This is a genomic window from Escherichia whittamii (genome assembly GCF_014836715.1).
GTDB classification, from domain to species: Bacteria; Pseudomonadota; Gammaproteobacteria; order Enterobacterales; family Enterobacteriaceae; genus Escherichia; species Escherichia whittamii.
Genome location: NZ_JACSQI010000008.1, coordinates 18,203 through 34,352, shown reverse-complemented (window position 1 = coordinate 34,352; position 16,150 = coordinate 18,203). Strand labels below are relative to the sequence as shown.

The following is a 16,150-nucleotide window of genomic DNA, read 5'->3' as shown; positions in this document are numbered from 1 at the left end:
TGGATAGATTACGCGATACCGCCAACGGTCAGGTTATCAACTTTCAGCGTCGGCTGACCCACGCCAACGGGCAAACTCTGCCCTTCTTTACCGCAAACACCCACGCCGTTATCCAGTTTCAGATCGTTGCCCACCATCGAAATCTGCTGCATGGTTTCGATACCGGAACCAATCAACGTTGCACCTTTCACCGGCTTCGTTACTTTACCGTTTTCAATCAGATACGCTTCTGAGGTGGAGAAGACAAATTTGCCGGAGGTGATATCCACCTGACCGCCACCAAAGTTCGGCGCATAAATGCCATACTCAACGGATTCAATGATTTCCTGCGGCGTCGATTTACCTGGTAACATATAGGTGTTGGTCATACGCGGCATGGGCAGGTGAGCGTAGGATTCACGGCGACCATTACCAGTCGGCGTCATACCCATTAAGCGCGCGTTAAGTTTATCCTGCATGTAGCCTTTCAGGATCCCGTTTTCAATCAGCACGTTGTACTGCCCCGGTGTACCTTCGTCATCAATCGCCACTGAACCACGGCGATCAACCATCGTGCCATCATCCACTACCGTACACAGTTCAGATGCGACCAGTTCGCCGACCTGGCCACTGAAGACCGAAGTGCCACGGCGGTTAAAGTCGCCTTCCAGACCATGGCCCACCGCTTCATGCAACAGCACACCTGGCCAGCCTGCGCCGAGAACCACCGGCATGGTGCCCGCAGGTGCAGCAACGGCAGAAAGGTTGACCAGCGCCATGCGCACGGCTTCTTTCGCCCACGCATCCGCACGGACTTCACCGTCAAGATCGGCAAGGAAAAATTCATAACCAAAACGACCGCCGCCGCCACTGGCACCGCGTTCGCGTTTACCGTCTTCTTCGACCAGAACGCTCACGGAAAGGCGCACCAGTGGGCGCACATCTGCCGCCAGGGTGCCGTCAGTCGCTGCAACCAAAATTAATTCATAGACGCCACTGAGGCTGGCAGTCACTTCCTGTACGCGCTTGTCGGCTTCGCGGGCAACTTTATCGACCCGGCGTAAAATATCCAGTTTATCCTCGCGACTCATGCTTTGCAGCGGATCAAGCGAGGTATACAGCGGGCTATGCTCTACCGCGCCCAGCGTCTGTACTTTGCCATCGCCACTGTCACGGACAATGGTACGCGCCGCTTGTGCGCTCTGTTCCAGCGCCAGCAGGCTGATTTGGTCAGCGTAAGCAAAACCGGTTTTTTCACCGCTGATTGCACGCACACCAACGCCCTGATCGATGTTGTAAGAACCATCTTTGATAATGCGGTCTTCTAAAACCCAGGATTCGTGATAGCTCGACTGAAAATAGAGATCGCCATAATCAAGGCGACGTTCGGTCAGTTGACCGAGGATCGCGAACAAGTCCTGATGTTTCAGGCCGTTCGCCGCTAGCAATTGTTCACTTACCAGGTTCAAACTCATCGTTTTTGTTACTCGTTAGTTACTTCGGTAGAGGATTTTTTACGGCTGCCGGATGTGGCGCAAACGCCTTATCCGGCCTACGGTTATGTTCCGGCTCATTAGCATTTGGCAATGACTCTCTACTGAGATTGGGGCAATTACGCGCCATCGTCAAATCATTGCGCTTTTTCTTTACGCGGTTGGCGCAATACTTCGTTGATTTGCGGATCGTCCAGCGGACCAGAAATGTGATAGCGCAAAATGGAGACTTTGCTCCACAGCGGCCCCAGCACTTTACTGGCGGCAAAAACTGCCGCGCCAACAATGGGGTTAACCGCAAAGGCCGCGGCCACACCCACCGTTGCAGAAATTTCTGGTGCGACAACCGCCTCCATATTCAGATCGCGGCGTACCAGATTCACCGACCCTTTCATGGCGATATCCGCTTCCAGGCCATCCACCAGCGTGTCATCAGTGTGCATAACACCGTCTTTAATCCACGCCGTGCTGCGAATAGAGTCAAAATAGAAACCTTCGCCAAAGGTATCCCTGAAATCAAAGCGCAGCTTACGCATCAGAGCATCGACGCTCAATAAGCGCAGCAATTGCCCGGCGTGTCCGGTGCTGATGTCGGTAATTTCACCTTTGCCCAGTTGAGTATGGATGATGCCATTCAACGTTGCCTCATCCGGCTGCCATGGCGCTTTACGCCAGTGTAAATCGTAATCCACATTAAATGACGACTGGCGTATTGGCGTCGTGACACCAAAAAATTCAGCAGCGGCATCAATTTTCTGCCCGCGTAGTTTTCCTTTCAGCGAGGTGCGTTCGTTACCCGGATTGTTGACCCACTCGCCATCGGCAGAAAGCCGTGAAAAGCCGGTATCAATAAGCCCGTTAGCCAGCGTTAATGTATCGCCGGAAATGGTGATATCGCTGTCGATGCGACCGAGTTTTTGCCCCCAGAACCAACATTCTGCGCAACGTATTTGCACATCCGGCCAGCCACGGAAGCTAATGTGCTCCGTTGTCGGGAAAGGTGACGACGGCGTGGAGTCACCACTGGTTTTCGCCACGCTGGGGTTGTAATAGAGATATTTAATAGTCGCCAGCCACGGCGCGTTATTGCGCATTGCCAGCGTAGCGTTGATTTCACGTCCTTGCGCCTCGATCTGAGTGCCATTTGCCATCGGTTGCGAAACAATACTCAGGTTATTCCATTGCTGATTTCCCAACGACAACGCGGGCGTACGCAACGTAATGTGCTGGGGAAAACTCACCGCACTACCGACTTTATCCGTCGCGCCTTTCTGGAAAAGTGCCAGCCACTCGGCACCATCCATCGGTGGCATATTTAACTCAACACCACTTTGTTCCGGTAACGGTGGAAGCGTTTTACTGTCTGCCGCCCAGATAGCGCGATCGAGCGTCAGCTTTTGACCGAGCAACCAGCGGCTGTTGAAATGGTTATCCGCGCCAGCCTGTCCGGTTAATTCAAAGCTATTGAGGTTGCCATCGACCTTAATATTAACTGGTAGCGGTTCGCCAGCGGGTTTGGCTAACGGCGAAGGTAAGTGACTACTCACATTCTTCAGATCACCGTTTAGTTCTACGTTATACGTTGCGCCAGCATGATAAGGCAGTTCAATGCCCACTTTACCATCCCAGGCCACGCTGCCGCTTAACGCTTCATTCACCGCTTCAGGCAGAACGCCAGTTTTCGCCGGTTGCCAGTTACCGTTGAGATTCACCGCAACCTGGTAGGCTTTTGCCCCTTCTTTGGTAGAAAAATCTACGTTCAGTGGCTGATTAAACCAGCTTGCTGTCAGTGGTTCGCTTTGCAGATCGCCATTGATAAAGCTGAATTTGCCGCTCAAATTTTTCAGTGTGCTATCAAGTGGTTTGATAAACAGACTGTTATTACGCAGCGTCACGTCGCCTTTCGCTGTAACCAGTTCGCCGTTCAGTGGAATATCGAGATGTAAGCGAGCATTCACATCGCCGTCGAGCTGGAGTTCTTGCAGGGTTGCCCCCAGAGAGTCTTTCAGCGGCGTCTCATCAAAGTAAGGACCAACAGCTTTGCCCGGACCTTTAATGTCAGCATCAATCAGCAATTTTTCTTTCGAGTAGTCAGGGATCACTGCGGTGAGATTACTCGCGCGCACGCCGCCCAGATTGACGCCATCGGTTTTCATCCATAAACCGTCGTTTATGAAGTCCAGTTCAATATCAAGATTAGTTAACGCTGGCCAGTCTGGCTGGAAGGCAAACTTCGCGTTACGCAGCGGCACCAGCACCTCAAACTGACCTTCGTTGTGTTTGTAGGGGAAAAGATGCGGATTGCCGCCATAAACCAGCGTCGCGTTATCCGCTTCACCGCCCTGAATTGCGCCACTTAAGTAATCGACTAACTCTTTCCCCATCAGATTTTCCGGGAAATAGCGCCACGCCTGTGAACCATCATCGGTACTGATACCAGCCAGAATGCCCAGCCAGGGTTCATCATTAGCCGGTTGCAGGTAACGGAAACCGCCGCGTGCATGGACAGCTTTGGCTTTAACATCAATGTTGCGGCCATCAAGCTGGAAACCTTTGTCGTTATTCAGCCAGCTTAGGGTCGCCTTACCGTCAGCAATTTCCAACGGTGCGCGGAAAACGGTTTCGTAAGGCATCTTTGCCTTTTTCATCGACACGGTAAGCAAACCATTCTCGACGCTACCGGAAAGCGTCCCGGAGAAGTGTTCCGCACCTGGCAATAATTTCCATTGTTTCCAGGCCAGATCGCTCCACGATGCCTGAAAACGGGTCTTTTCAGCCGCCTGAAGCGGGATATCCAGCGCCAGCGTGTTAATTTTGCCGCGCGGTTGTGTTGACCGCCAGATGTCTCCCAGCGCAGGAGAAAGCTTCGCTGCCAGCGGACGTACGCCTTCCAGCCCCGCCAGTTCCAGATTGCTGGCACGGATCCGCAGTTCATCACTGCGTGTATTATTCTTTCCACCAACGTCCTGTTCCGGCATCCAGGCAAGCGTCAATGCCCCACTCGGCCAGCGTTTGCCATCCATCGTGATACGGGTATCGGGAATAGAAAACTGCCAGCCAGGATGTTCACGCGTAATGTGTGCGGTGAGATTATCGACCGACAGTGAATGCATTTGCTTCTCGCCCAACCAGCTGGCACCGCCCTGTTTCAGCCAGACGTCGCCGCCGGTCACATCGCCTTTGTCGATCGTCATCCAGCCTTCAAGGGAGAATTGCGCCGTTTCCAGTGCAATGTTGTCCTGCATCCATTTGCCCAGCCACGGCTTCAGGTCAATATCATCAGCCTGTAGCCAGACGCGACCGTTACTTAACAACCCTTCATCATCACGCAAATCCATGCGAACTTGCATCACGCCGTGCTGCCCGGTCAGGCTGGAGAGACTTACCTGGCCTTCCGCGCGGTGACGACGCGGGTCATTAAGCCAGGTGAGTTGTGGGATCGCCAGTTCCGCGCGTTGACCGGATGGCGTCAGAAAGCTGACTTCACTATCGCGGAGATCGAAGTGATCGAATTGATGGAGAAAAAGATCGCTGATACGGCTGGCTTCAAGGCTGTCGTTGCCGCCGCTACTTGTGATGGGCGTATTGGTGCGAAAACGTAATTGCCAGAAAGTAAGATCGCGAAACTGCCAGCGCATATGCAGCAGGCTCTGCCAGACATCCAGCGCGAGAGTGAAGCGCTTGACGGAAAACTCGCCACCATCTTTCAGCTCCGCACGAATGTCGTGAGCTTCAAGCGTGGGGCCAAAATTCTGCCAGCTGGCGGAAAGCTGACTGGCTTCCACCGGCATGCCGGTAGCGGATTCAATTTTCTTGAGGATTTCTGGACGCCAGGCATCAAGGTGCGGCAAAGCAATACGCAGGCCGCTGACCAGCAGCGCGGTGATCACAACGAGCGCGGCTCCAGTAAGCAGTAAAATCCCCGGCAATCGCCTCACCCGTCACTCCTTGTCTGCTAAAAATGTGACTCAAAAAACCTTTGCCGGATGGCGGCCCAGCATTTGTTTACATCATGACGACGTCAAACTGCTCCTGGTTGTAGAGCGGTTCGATTTGTACTTTAACCTGCTTACCCACAAAAATTTCTACTTCTGCCAGCGAGTGCGACTCTTCGCCTTTCAACGCTTCAGCAACCGCTGGAGAAGCATAGACCAGGAAACGGTCGGAGTCGTAAGCATGGTGTACGCGAACAATCTCACGCATAATTTCATAGCATACCGTTTCCACGGTTTTCACCGTTCCGCGGCCGTGGCAAGTTGGGCATTCGTTACACAGTACATGTTCAATGCTTTCGCGGGTGCGTTTACGCGTCATTTCCACCAGCCCCAGCGCCGAAAAGCCGTTAACGCTGGTTTTCACCCGGTCTTTGCTCAACGCCTGCTCCAGCGAATGCAGTACCCGACGACGGTGATCTTCATTATTCATGTCGATGAAATCAATAATGATAATCCCGCCCAGGTTACGCAACCGTAGCTGGCGAGCAATGGCCTGCGTCGCCTCAATATTGGTATTGAAGATGGTGTCGTCCAGATTGCGATGACCGACAAACGCCCCAGTATTGATATCCACGGTGGTCATCGCTTCGGTCTGGTCGATAATCAGATAACCGCCAGACTTCAACTCAACTTTGCGTTCCAGCGCCCGCTGAATCTCGTTTTCGACATCAAAGAGATCGAAAATCGGCTGGCGCCCCGTGTAATGCTCCAGCTTGCTGGTCATCTCGGGGATGTATTCCGAAGTGAACTCAAGTAATGCTTCGTAAGTCAGGCGTGAGTCAACGCGAATGCGATCCAGCTCGGCATCGGCAAAATCACGCAGCACACGCTGCGCCAGCGCCAGTTCACCATACAGTTGATAACGCGTCTGTGGGCGCTTTTTACGCTCCATGACTTTGGTCCAGACACGCTTCAGATAAGCGGCATCGGAGGCGAGTTCAGCTTCGCCTACGCCTTCTGCCGCAGTACGGATGATAAATCCGCCCTGCTCGTCGCAATACTCGGCGACCACTTTTTTCAGGCGATCACGTTCGGATTCACTTTCAATGCGTTGGGAAACCCCTACGTGTGACGCTCCTGGCATAAATACCAGGTAACGGGAAGGCAGCGTGATGTCCGTGGTCAGGCGCGCGCCTTTAGTACCCAGAGGATCTTTCACCACCTGCACCATCAGATCTTGCCCCTGCCGGACCAGTTCCGAAATGTCGCGCACCGTGAACTGCTTTTGTTCTTCCCCCGCCACACATTCGGTGTGCGGCATGATGTCAGAAGCGTGTAGAAACGCAGCTTTATCCAGCCCAATATCTACAAAAGCCGCCTGCATACCCGGAAGTACACGACTTACACGACCCTTGTAGATATTGCCTACTATTCCGCGTCGCGCCTCACGTTCAATATGAATTTCCTGCAGAATACCGCCATCAATATACGCCACTCGTGTTTCCGAAGGCGTTACGTTTACCAACAATTCAGCCGTCATGTTTATCCCTTTTCTCACGCAGTGCGTTAAAATTACTCAATAATTCACACGTTTCAACCAGCGGTAAGCCGACTACGGCGTGATAGCTGCCATTTATCTTCCTGACAAAACAACCACCAAGCCCCTGAATACCGTATGCACCTGCTTTATCTAACGGTTCACCGCTGGCGACATAGCCCGCGATATCTTCATCTGTTAACGTTCTGAAAGTCACATCGGTCACCACCAGACAATCGAGAATGTACTGACTGTCGGCCAGTGCCACAGCTGTCATTACCTGATGGGTCTGCCCCGATAATTTGCGCAACATCTGTACCGCATGACCTGCATCGCGCGGTTTCTCCAGTACTTCGCCGTTCAGAATCACAATGGTATCTGCACCCAGCACCGGGAGATCCTGCGCGGCTTGCGCGACGCCCGCCTGAGCTTTCTCGCGCGCCAGACGCACAACGTATTGCTGCGCGCTCTCCTGCGGAAAACGTTGCTCCTCAATGCCCGTAACGATACGTTCAAAGGAAACGCCAAGTTGCGCAAGTAACTCCTGCCGACGCGGAGAACCGGAAGCTAAATACAGAGAAGTCATAGAAACCTTTATTGCACTGCAAACTGCTGACGAATTTTGCGCATCAGCATGAAAATCCACGGCCAGAGCACGCCATTGACTACACTACTCCAGAACACTTCCGGTCTGAAAGAGACGTTGATCACTAAAAACTCTGCCCAGAAAACAATAATATCCACAACCAACGAAAGCAACATGACGACCAGCGCTTGCTGCCACAATGCCAGATTACGGAAAAGCTGGAATTTCAGCGCGACCAGATAAGCAATGATACTCATCGACAACGCCCGTACACCGAGCGTGGAGCCACTGATCAGATCCAGTATGGCACCCATCAAAAAACCTGTGCCCACATTTACGCGATGGGGCAAGGCGAGGCTCCAATACAATAAGATGAGCAAAACCCAGTTAGGCCGGAAAACAATAAGATTATCCGGCCAGGGCATAATTTGCAGTAATAATGCAATGAGGAAAGAGAGCCAGATAACCCAGCGCCCCTGGCTACGATAGCTCGCCACTATTGCCCTCCTGGCGTACGCGCAGGTGGTTGAGTACCACTTTGCGGCGGCGTAGCCCTTTGTGGAGAGCGGTCAGCGGCAGTACCCGTTGCAGGTTGCTGCGGGCCTGGCTGGGTAATACCCGTTGCCGGTTCAGGCAGTTTTGGCCCCATTGCATCTGGCGAAGGCAACACCTGCGGCATCATTTGCATCAGGCGTTCATTAGCAACGCGATGCACCTCTTCCGGCGTCATCGGGTTGGCCCCATTACGATCCGCCCCCCACAACAGAAGCAGATAACGTAAACGTTGCAGTCCCGCAGTCGGACGCGCCTGAATCACGGTATATGCGCGCTGGGTATCGAGTTTCACGGAAGAGACAACCGCCACCGGATAACCTTCCGGGAAACGACCGCCCAGACCTGAAGTCACCAATACATCACCAACACGAATATCAGTATTCGCTGGCAGGTGCTCAAGCTGTAAATCATCCGTACACCCATTACCCGCCGCGATAACGCGGATATCGTTACGCAGCACCTGAATCGGCAGCGCATGGGTCGCGTCGCAGATCAGCAGTACGCGGCTGGTCATTTTTGCGACCGCCACCACCTGGCCGACCACACCTTTATCGCTAATGACTGGCTGGCCTTCGTAAACACCGTTGACACTGCCTTTGTCGATAACAACCTGATCGCTGTATGGATCGTTAACGGTGGAGATAACCTGGGTCACCATCTTCTGCTCGTCCTGACGCAGCGGAGACCCCAGAAGCTCACGCAAGCGCGCGTTCTCCTGTTTATATTGTCCCAACATCAGCAGATCGCTGTTTTTCAGCAGCAACTCCTGACGTAACGCCCGGTTTTCAAGTTCTAGTTGGTCACGCGAGGCCAGCGTCTGCGATACGCCATCCAGCAATTCACGAGGAGCATTGGAAATAAAGTAGAAAGGACTGACAGCGGTATCCATATAGGTACGGATTTGGCTGAAAGTCCCCAGGCGGCTGTCGGCAATAATAATGCCGAGCGCCACCAGCACCGCCAGAATAAGGCGAATCTGTAGCGACGGGCCACGGCTAAAAATTGGCTTCATAAGTTATGCGTATTCTCGTATCAGACCAGGCAGGATGAACAGATGCTTCCCCTGCCTGCATCCGATTACTCTTCGCTGAACAGGTCGCCGCCGTGCATGTCGATCATTTCCAGCGCCTTGCCGCCACCGCGCGCCACACAGGTCAGCGGATCTTCAGCAACAACGACTGGAATGCCGGTTTCTTCCATTAATAAACGGTCAAGGTTACGCAGCAATGCGCCACCGCCAGTGAGCACCATTCCGCGCTCAGAAATGTCGGAAGCCAGTTCCGGCGGACACTGCTCCAGCGCAACCATCACTGCGCTAACGATGCCGGTCAGCGGCTCTTGCAGCGCTTCGAGAATTTCGTTGGAGTTCAGCGTAAAGCCACGTGGAACGCCTTCAGCCAGGTTACGACCACGAACTTCAATTTCACGCACTTCATCGCCCGGATAAGCCGAACCGATTTCGTGTTTAATACGCTCTGCTGTCGCTTCACCGATCAAGGAACCGTAGTTACGACGAACATAGTTGATAATGGCTTCGTCAAAGCGGTCGCCGCCGATGCGTACAGAAGAGGAGTAAACCACGCCATTCAACGAGATTACGGCAACTTCAGTAGTACCACCGCCGATATCAACCACCATGGAACCAGTCGCTTCAGAAACCGGCAGACCGGCGCCAATTGCCGCAGCCATCGGCTCTTCAATCAGGAACACTTCACGGGCGCCTGCGCCCTGCGCGGATTCACGGATTGCGCGGCGTTCAACCTGGGTTGCGCCAACCGGCACACAGACCAGAACGCGCGGGCTTGGGCGCATAAAGCTGTTGCTGTGCACTTGCTTAATGAAGTGCTGGAGCATTTTTTCAGTCACGAAGAAGTCAGCAATTACGCCATCTTTCATTGGGCGAATAGCAGCAATATTGCCCGGCGTACGGCCCAGCATCTGCTTCGCATCATGACCAACTGCAGCCACGCTTTTTGGTGAACCGGCACGATCCTGACGAATGGCCACAACGGAAGGCTCATTCAATACGATGCCTTGTCCTTTTACATAAATGAGGGTATTCGCAGTACCCAAGTCAATGGACAAGTCATTGGAAAACATGCCACGAAATTTTTTCAACATACTAAGGGATAATCCTGAAAGCTGGGGCGGAAAAGAAAATCCGCTTACTTTACCAACCACACGCAGCAGCGACAAGGCGCAAAAATCATCTGCTACGGTGAAAATTAGTGCAGTTCGTTTCCTTTGTTACAAATCTCTGCCTGAGTCCAGATAAGGCTAAATGCGTCAACAGCATTCCTCGCCTGTTTGCAACTGCGTAAGGTCATTCATCTGCATATGTGCTGCAACAATCTGGCGAGCAGATAAGCACACTCCCACGAGACGCAGCGCGCGTTATTCTACGTGAAAACGGATCAAACGGCAGGTTAAACCGAGTATCTTTGTGAATATTTTTTCACGTTAGTATCAAGTGGCTGTGAGGACGCGAAAAAATCCCCCTGACCACCCAAAACCCCGCGCTGAATCAGGGTCTGCCACTCGCTTCGCGAACGTACACCAGTCGCGTAAACCTGGGTGTTGGTCCCGGAACAGGCTTCTACCATGCTCTGAACCAACAATTGGTTTTCCGTTCGCTTCTCAATATTTCTTACCAGCCCCGGATGAAGCTTGAGTAATTCGACATTAAGTTCTTTGATCCAACTGGTACTTACCAGCGTCAATCCAGCCTGGTTAACGGCGACTCGAACCCCTAAAGCATTCACCAAACGAATGACAGGTTGCAAGCGACCGATATGTTGACCAACATCAGCCTCTGCAAGTTCAATAATTATGCGTTTTCGTTGCGATTTTTCACACTGCATCAACGTATCGCGCAGCCAACGCTGGAAACGCGGGCGGATCAACGACTCAACGGTCACCTGAATCGCCAGATTTTCTTGCGGCCAATAGCGTAGCAGCGGGATGAGACGACTGATTTGCAGGCGGTCATACTCTTCCGATAAACCAAACTGCAACACCATCGGCATATATTCCGCCGAGCTAACCTCTTCATTACCATCAAAGATACGACACATAATTTCGCGATGATGAACCTGCCCCTCCCGGGTGACCGCAGGTTTTTGATAAAGCCGCGGACCGCCACGACTCAACATTTGTTCGATTAGCGTACGCCAGCGAACGTTGCCGCGCCCTTTTTCTGGTAATGAGTCATCGTAAATCGCCCAGCTATTACCACCCTGTAATCCCGCATTACGCGTGGCGGATTCGGCATGTTCCATCACCTGTTCTGTTTCCTGGCCGCTACGCCAGGCACAGATGCCGATATGAATCATATCTTCACGATCGAGCATTTTATTGCTCGGCAAGGTATCAATCGCTTTGATCAACTGCCCGGCAATGCTCTCCGCCTCTTTTAATGTCCGGTGCGGCAACAGCGCGGCAAAATCGCTACGGTGATAGCGCGCCAGCAGTGCGCCTGGATAGCGCATCATAAATGTCGACAGTAGATTTGTCAGAGCGAAGAGCTGTTCTTCGGCCTGGCTGTGTCCCCACGTGTCGCTCAACATATTGAAATCAGGCAGACGGATCATCATCACGATCCCGTGAGTCCCTACCTTTTCTTGATCTTCCAGTAATGTAGCCAACTGGTTGTCGAAAAAGAGACGGTTATTGAGGCCGGTTTTGATGTCCTGCGCGGCGTAAGAGCGAATCAGCGTATCAAGACGGCTGTGCTGTTCACGCGCATTCTGAATTTCTGAAAGCAGCATATCCAGCGCACTGCTGGTCCCTGGCGGCCATTCATAGATGGAGCCAAGCACATTCGGCCCACGCTCCCCGTTTAAGATGCGCGCCGAGCGGGTTTCCAGTAGTTCTTGCCCGGCAAGTTGCCGCTGCAGCCAGCGTACTGCAAGGAAAAGCATAATAATGATAAAACCAATTGCACCAGTGAGCGGCGCGGTGGTCATCAGCGAGTGAAAATAGTTTCCCATCGGGTCCTGATAAACCAGACGTAGCGACATCCCCGGATGTTTAACTAACGGAACAGTCAGTTCGCGAAACAGATCGCTGGTGCCAACAGGGCGGTAACTCCCCTGACGGGAAAGGGTATAAACCTGTTTGTTATCATGCAACAGGTCCACGCGAACGATATCTGCCGACATCATCAGTTCACTGATTTGTGGCCTCAGCGAGCTGAAATCAGACGACACCAGATGCGTATCGATCGCCGTCGCCACCGCCTGAACGCGATGACTAAACTTATACTGAATCGCGTTATAGAAACTTAACGAGCAGCCCATCAGAGTCACAAAGATCGTTAGCCCAGTGAGCAGCGTGACAAAGGCTGAAAATTTCGTCGTTAATCTCATCCTTGTGTTAACTCCGATAGTGAGGAAGCGGGCATACTAGCAAATCAGATTTATCTCGCAATTTATTGCGCTTCATCGGCTTTGCTTTTCAATTAGCGAGTATAGTCTTCAGAAATTATTTTCCAATCCATCATGCACATGAGGACCTCTTATGCAGGCGTTACTTTTAGAACAGCAGGACGGCAAAACCCTCGCATCTGTACAGACTCTGGACGCAAGTCGCCTGCCGGAAGGCGATGTGACGGTCGATATCCACTGGTCGAGCCTGAATTATAAAGATGCGCTGGCAATAACCGGTAAAGGAAAAATAATCCGCAATTTTCCGATGATTCCTGGCATCGACTTCGCCGGAACCGTACGCACCAGCGAAGATCCTCGTTTTCATACTGGTCAGGAAGTGTTACTCACAGGCTGGGGTGTTGGTGAAAATCATTGGGGCGGACTGGCAGAACAAGCGCGCGTGAAAGGCGACTGGTTGGTTGCCATGCCGCAAGGTCTGGACGCGCGTAAAGCGATGATTATTGGTACTGCCGGGTTTACAGCCATGCTGTGCGTGCTGGCACTGGAAGATGCTGGTATTCGTCCGCAAGATGGCGAGATTGTGGTAACGGGCGCTAGTGGCGGCGTCGGCAGCACCGCCGTGGCGCTGTTGCATAAGCTGGGATATCAGGTGGTTGCCGTTTCTGGTCGCGAAAGCACCCATGAGTATCTGAAAAGTTTAGGCGCCAGCCGAATTCTGCCGCGTGATGAATTTGCTGAATCCCGCCCACTGGAAAAACAGCTTTGGGCCGGCGCTGTTGACACCGTGGGCGACAAAGTGCTGGCTAAAGTGCTTGCGCAAATGAACTACGGCGGCTGTGTGGCAGCGTGTGGTCTGGCTGGCGGTTTTACCCTGCCAACCACCGTCATGCCGTTTATCCTGCGTAACGTTCGCTTGCAGGGCGTGGATTCGGTGATGACCCCAGCAGAGCGCCGTACGCAAGCCTGGCAACGTCTGGTTGCCGATTTACCGGAATCATTCTACTCACAGGCTGCAAAAGAGATTTCCCTGGCTGATGCGCCAAAATTTGCCGAGGCCATTATTAACAATCAGATCCAGGGCCGTACGCTGGTAAAAATTAACTAAGCGTTAGTATAAAATAATTTACATATCGTTAACGAATTTTAGCAGCACTTTGACATTCTCCCTGCCATAGTAATCATGAGCATACCGGGAGTCTGTTATGAAAAAAATTCGTCAACTTACAGAAGCCGATGTCACTGCTGAATCGGCTTTTTTTATGCAACGTCGGCAAGTTCTGAAAGCATTAGGCATCAGCGCTGCCGCCCTCTCTTTACCAAACGCCGCCCACGCGGATTTGCTTGGCTGGTTCAAAGGGAACGATCGCCCGCCCGCGCCTGCAGGAAAATCCCTGGAGTTCAGCAAACCTGCTGCCTGGCAAAATAACCTGCCACTGACACCGGAAAATAAAGTTTCCGGCTACAACAATTTCTATGAGTTTGGGCTGGATAAAGCGGACCCAGCCGCGAATGCTGGCAGCCTGAAAACCGATCCGTGGACGTTGAAAATCAGTGGTGAAGTCAGTAAACCGTTAACCCTCGACCACGATGCGCTAACCCGTCGATTCCCGTTAGAAGAGCGGATTTACCGAATGCGCTGCGTGGAAGCGTGGTCGATGGTGGTGCCGTGGATTGGTTTTCCGCTGCATAAATTGCTGGCGCTGGCAGAGCCGAACAGCAACGCGAAGTACGTCGCTTTCGAAACAATTTATGCACCGGAACAAATGCCCGGCCAGCAGGACAGGTTTATCGGCGGCGGTCTGAAATATCCCTATGTAGAAGGATTACGTCTCGACGAGGCAATGCATCCGCTCACACTGATGACCGTCGGCGTCTATGGCAAGGCGTTGCCGCCGCAAAACGGCGCGCCGGTACGCCTGATTGTGCCATGGAAATATGGCTTTAAAGGCATCAAGTCGATAGTGAGTATAAAGTTGACCCGTGAACGCCCACCAACCACCTGGAATCTTTCGGCCCCCAACGAATACGGCTTTTACGCCAACGTCAACCCGCATGTTGATCACCCTCGCTGGTCGCAGGCCACTGAGCGATTTATCGGTTCAGGCGGCATCCTGGATGTGCAACGCCAGCCGACACTGTTATTTAACGGCTACGCCGATGAAGTAGCGTCACTATATCGCGGGCTGGATCTACGGGAGAACTTCTAAGTGCGTTTGACTGCAAAACAGATTACCTGGCTGAAAATTTGCCTGCATCTTGCCGGATTTTTGCCGCTTGTCTGGCTGGTTTGGGCTATCAATCATGGTGGGTTAAGTGCTGACCCGGTGAAAGATATTCAGCATTTTACCGGTCGGACTGCGCTGAAATTTTTATTGGCGACGTTGTTAATTACTCCGCTGGCGCGCTACGCTAAACAGCCATTATTGATTCGCACCCGCCGCCTTTTAGGTTTATGGTGTTTCGCCTGGGCGACGCTGCACTTAACCAGTTATGCATTGCTGGAACTTGGCGTGAACAATCTGCCGTTATTAGGTCAGGAATTAATCACCCGACCTTATTTAACCCTGGGTATTATCAGTTGGTTGATTTTGCTTGCTTTAGCATTCACTTCCACACAAGCGATACAGCGAAAACTAGGCAAACACTGGCAACAATTGCATAACTTCGTCTATCTTGTCGCGATCCTGGCCCCCATACATTATCTGTGGTCAGTGAAGGTTATCTCACCGCAGCCGATCATCTACGCCGGGCTGGCATTACTGCTTTTAGCCTTACGTTATAAGAAGTTCCGTCAATGGGCGCGCTAATTTCGTGAACTGTGCGGCTTATTGCAAATTACGCGACGTTGAAAGTTATTTACATGTTAGCTGTTGATTATCTTCCCTGATAAGACCAGTATTTAGCTGCCATTTGCTACGAAATCGTTATAATGTGCGACCTCGTTCTCCCTTAGGCAGTTTTTAAGCTGCTGAAAAGGTGACAATGGCGCAACGAAGGTATATTTTGTTTTTTGCCGGAGGATAGCAGCAGATCGCTGCACAATGTCCGTCAAGTCTCACATTGACACTCTGGGGCAAAATAGACCGGCGTCCCGGCCTGCTGAAATTTACCGCTATGCATACAGCTGTCGGGGCATACGCTTTACAGACGGCGGTGAAACGCCTGTCACAATCACACTAAACAAAGAGTACGGAACCCACTCATGGATATTCGTAAGATTAAAAAACTGATCGAGCTGGTTGAAGAATCAGGCATCTCTGAACTGGAAATTTCTGAAGGCGAAGAGTCAGTACGCATCAGCCGTGCAGCACCTGCCGCAAGTTTCCCGATGATGCAACAAGCTTACGCTGCACCAATGATGCAGCAGCCAGCTCAATCTAACGCAGCCGCTCCGGCGACCGTTCCTTCCATGGAAGCGCCAGCAGCAGCGGAAATCAGTGGTCACATCGTACGTTCCCCAATGGTTGGTACTTTCTACCGCACCCCAAGCCCGGACGCGAAAGCGTTCATCGAAGTGGGTCAGAAAGTGAACGTGGGCGATACCCTGTGCATCGTTGAAGCCATGAAAATGATGAACCAGATCGAAGCAGACAAATCCGGTACTGTGAAAGCAATTCTGGTCGAAAGTGGACAACCGGTAGAATTTGACGAGCCGCTGGTCGTCATCGAGTAACGAG

Annotated in this window: 12 protein-coding genes; 4 read left to right on the top strand and 8 right to left on the bottom strand. The window is 52.3% G+C overall.

The window, feature by feature from the left end; all coding sequences use genetic code 11:
• Positions 1–8: 8 nt before the first annotated feature.
• The 8 genes from tldD to csrD form a co-directional block, all read right to left on the bottom strand.
• Positions 9–1,454 carry a metalloprotease TldD gene (gene tldD, locus H9644_RS13430; protein WP_191774940.1) on the bottom strand — a complete coding sequence of 482 codons (1,446 nt, stop codon included), beginning with the start codon at positions 1,452–1,454 and terminating at the stop codon, positions 9–11.
• Positions 1,455–1,609: 155 nt separating this feature from the next.
• Positions 1,610–5,410 carry an AsmA2 domain-containing protein YhdP gene (gene yhdP / locus H9644_RS13425; protein WP_191774938.1) on the bottom strand — a complete coding sequence of 1,267 codons (3,801 nt, stop codon included), beginning with the start codon at positions 5,408–5,410 and terminating at the stop codon, positions 1,610–1,612.
• A 67-nt stretch (positions 5,411–5,477) separates the two neighbouring features.
• Positions 5,478–6,947 (bottom strand): ribonuclease G, encoded by a 1,470-nt coding sequence (gene rng, locus H9644_RS13420; protein WP_064529486.1) that lies wholly within the window; start codon positions 6,945–6,947, stop codon positions 5,478–5,480.
• Positions 6,937–7,530, bottom strand: coding sequence for a nucleoside triphosphate pyrophosphatase YhdE (gene yhdE / locus H9644_RS13415; RefSeq protein ID WP_064529485.1), 594 nt, complete (start codon positions 7,528–7,530; stop codon positions 6,937–6,939). The genes rng and yhdE overlap by 11 nt, the downstream gene beginning before the upstream one ends.
• An 8-nt stretch (positions 7,531–7,538) precedes the next feature.
• Positions 7,539–8,027 carry a rod shape-determining protein MreD gene (mreD, locus tag H9644_RS13410; protein ID WP_191774936.1) on the bottom strand — a complete coding sequence of 163 codons (489 nt, stop codon included), beginning with the start codon at positions 8,025–8,027 and terminating at the stop codon, positions 7,539–7,541.
• Positions 8,027–9,097, bottom strand: coding sequence for a rod shape-determining protein MreC (gene mreC, locus H9644_RS13405; RefSeq protein ID WP_064529483.1), 1,071 nt, complete (start codon positions 9,095–9,097; stop codon positions 8,027–8,029). Before mreC ends, mreD begins: the two co-directional genes overlap by 1 nt.
• 65 nt (positions 9,098–9,162) lie before the next feature.
• A complete protein-coding gene (mreB, locus tag H9644_RS13400; RefSeq protein ID WP_000913396.1) occupies positions 9,163–10,206 on the bottom strand; it encodes a rod shape-determining protein MreB in 1,044 nt (347 codons plus the stop codon).
• 305 nt (positions 10,207–10,511) lie between these two features.
• On the bottom strand, positions 10,512–12,452 hold the full coding sequence (gene csrD / locus H9644_RS13395; protein WP_191774934.1) for an RNase E specificity factor CsrD: 1,941 nt from the start codon (positions 12,450–12,452) through the stop codon (positions 10,512–10,514).
• A 151-nt stretch (positions 12,453–12,603) separates the two neighbouring features.
• Between csrD and acuI the strand changes: the two genes are divergently transcribed.
• The 4 genes from acuI (at position 12,604) to accB (ending at position 16,146) form a co-directional block, all read left to right on the top strand.
• Positions 12,604–13,578, top strand: a complete 975-nt coding sequence (gene acuI, locus H9644_RS13390; protein ID WP_191774932.1) for an acrylyl-CoA reductase (NADPH) — start codon at positions 12,604–12,606, stop codon at positions 13,576–13,578.
• 97 nt (positions 13,579–13,675) lie between these two features.
• Complete coding sequence (gene msrP, locus H9644_RS13385) at positions 13,676–14,680, top strand: protein-methionine-sulfoxide reductase catalytic subunit MsrP (protein ID WP_064529480.1); 1,005 nt, start codon at positions 13,676–13,678, stop codon at positions 14,678–14,680.
• Positions 14,681–15,280 (top strand): protein-methionine-sulfoxide reductase heme-binding subunit MsrQ, encoded by a 600-nt coding sequence (gene msrQ / locus H9644_RS13380; protein WP_191774930.1) that lies wholly within the window; start codon positions 14,681–14,683, stop codon positions 15,278–15,280. It begins immediately after the preceding gene.
• A 395-nt stretch (positions 15,281–15,675) separates the two neighbouring features.
• Positions 15,676–16,146 carry an acetyl-CoA carboxylase biotin carboxyl carrier protein gene (gene accB / locus H9644_RS13375; protein ID WP_000354618.1) on the top strand — a complete coding sequence of 157 codons (471 nt, stop codon included), beginning with the start codon at positions 15,676–15,678 and terminating at the stop codon, positions 16,144–16,146.
• Positions 16,147–16,150 lie beyond the last annotated feature (4 nt).

Bases quoted from the DNA above. Each gene is read 5' to 3' on its own strand.
- tldD (WP_191774940.1), bottom strand. From the start codon at position 1,454: ATGAGTTTGAACCTGGTAAGTGAACAATTGCTAGCGGCGAACGGCCTG.
- rng (WP_064529486.1), bottom strand. From the start codon at position 6,947: ATGACGGCTGAATTGTTGGTAAACGTAACGCCTTCGGAAACACGAGTG.
- yhdE (WP_064529485.1), bottom strand. From the start codon at position 7,530: ATGACTTCTCTGTATTTAGCTTCCGGTTCTCCGCGTCGGCAGGAGTTA.
- mreC (WP_064529483.1), bottom strand. From the start codon at position 9,097: ATGAAGCCAATTTTTAGCCGTGGCCCGTCGCTACAGATTCGCCTTATT.
- mreB (WP_000913396.1), bottom strand. From the start codon at position 10,206: ATGTTGAAAAAATTTCGTGGCATGTTTTCCAATGACTTGTCCATTGAC.
- csrD (WP_191774934.1), bottom strand. From the start codon at position 12,452: ATGAGATTAACGACGAAATTTTCAGCCTTTGTCACGCTGCTCACTGGG.
- acuI (WP_191774932.1), top strand. From the start codon at position 12,604: ATGCAGGCGTTACTTTTAGAACAGCAGGACGGCAAAACCCTCGCATCT.
- msrP (WP_064529480.1), top strand. From the start codon at position 13,676: ATGAAAAAAATTCGTCAACTTACAGAAGCCGATGTCACTGCTGAATCG.
- accB (WP_000354618.1), top strand. From the start codon at position 15,676: ATGGATATTCGTAAGATTAAAAAACTGATCGAGCTGGTTGAAGAATCA.